General features: G+C 66.1%; 1 protein-coding gene and 1 pseudogene. Both read left to right on the forward strand.

From position 1 onward, the window contains the following. Positions 1–706, forward strand: a pseudogene (locus OZ411_RS42800) (MFS transporter); the annotation flags it as partial. Positions 707–821: 115 nt separating this feature from the next. Continuing rightward, positions 822–1,583, forward strand: coding sequence for an SDR family oxidoreductase (locus OZ411_RS42805; protein WP_282532777.1), 762 nt, complete (start codon positions 822–824; stop codon positions 1,581–1,583). Positions 1,584–1,588 lie beyond the last annotated feature (5 nt).

Consider the following 1,588-nt stretch of genomic DNA (forward strand, 5'->3'; position numbering starts at 1 on the left):
GCTGCTGCCGATCTTCGCCTGGCAATCGGTGTTGGGCTTGATGGCGGTGCTTGGAATCGTCCTGGTGGTCGCGCTGGTGTCGCTGGCACCGGCGGCTTCGGTCACGAGGAATGTCACGGGAGAGGCGACGTCCGGCCGCGGCCGCGGCGGCTTTCGCATCCTCACGACGATCGGCGCGCTCGATACGGCGACCCGCATGGGATATCTGCTGTTTCTGCCCTTCCTCATCCATGGACAGGGCGGGGATTTGCCGGCCGTTGGAGTCGCGCTTGCCCTACTGTTCATCGGTGGCGCGTTCGGCAAGGCGACATGCGGCTGGCTCGGCGAGCGGCTGGGTGTCGTCGGTAGCGTCATGGTGACCGAGGCCATAACCGCCTTGCTCATCGTGGCGACCCTGTTCACGCCACTGACGCCAACGCTCATCCTGCTGCCGTTGCTCGGCATCGTGCTGAACGGCACCTCTTCGGTGCTCTATGGCACCGTGCCGGAGCTTTCCGAAGGCGATACGGGGCCGGCTTTCGCGGTCTTCTATACGAGCGTCATCGGCGCAGGAGGTCTTGCGCCGATCCTCTACGGCGCGATTGCCGATCACAGCAGTCGGACGATCGGCGTGCTGGCCTCGGCGGCGACTGCCGCCCTGGTCGTCCCACTCGTGCTGGCGCTGCGGCCCCATCTGCGCAGTTCGGCCGCGGGATCGCGCGAGTAGTCCGTTTGATTGCAGTGCCGGATGGGCGGCGGAACGGCCAAAGCCGCCGCGCCGTCCGTATTCGACCGGTCACCGTCCTGGATCATCATCCCATCACCACATGGAGGTTCGCTCAATGGATACGATCGCGCAGGCGCCGCTCATTCTGATAACAGGTGGAAGTCGTGGCGTCGGCGCGGCGACCGCGCGGCTTGCTGCCGCACAGGGCTACGATGTCGCGATCAGCTTCGTCTCCAACGAAGCTGCCGCCCTTGCAGTGGCGGCTGATGTGGAAGCCGCGGGGCGCCGGGCGTTGCCTGTGCGCGCGGATAGCGCGGATCCGGAGCAGGTGGCACAGCTCTTCGCGGCGATCGACCGGGAGTTCGGCCGGATCGATGTGCTGGTGAACAACGCTGCGGTCCTTGCGCGGCAGTCCCGGCTGGAGGATCTCGGTTTCGAGCGGATGCAGCGGATCTTCGCCGTCAACGCGATCGGCCCCATTCTCTGCGCACAGCAGGCCGCGAAGCGGATGTCCTATCGTCACAACGGGCGGGGCGGCTCCGTGATCAACGTCTCATCGGCGTCGGCCCGGCTCGGCAGTCCGGGTGAATATGTCGACTACGCCGCGTCGAAGGGCGCGCTGGAGACATTCACGACCGGTTTCGCCAAGGAGGTCGCGCGCGATGGAATCCGCGTCAACTGCATTCGCCCCGGACATATCTACACCGAGATGCATGCGAGCGGCGGAGAGCCGGGGCGGGTAGATCGCGTCAAGGACTCGATCCCGATGGGACGAGGCGGGCAGCCTGAAGAGGTGGCGCGCGCGATCCTGTGGTTAGCCGGCGCCGAGGCCTCGTTCATCACCGGCACGTTCCTCGATGTCACTGGCGGCAAGTGAGTAAC

Origin of the sequence: Bradyrhizobium sp. Arg237L (assembly GCF_029990105.1) — a bacterium.
Taxonomy (GTDB): Bacteria; Pseudomonadota; Alphaproteobacteria; order Rhizobiales; family Xanthobacteraceae; genus Bradyrhizobium.

What these genes read in the sequence shown, in the direction of transcription:
- OZ411_RS42805 (WP_282532777.1), top strand. Translation starts at nt 822, where the DNA reads ATGGATACGATCGCGCAGGCGCCGCTCATTCTGATAACAGGTGGAAGT.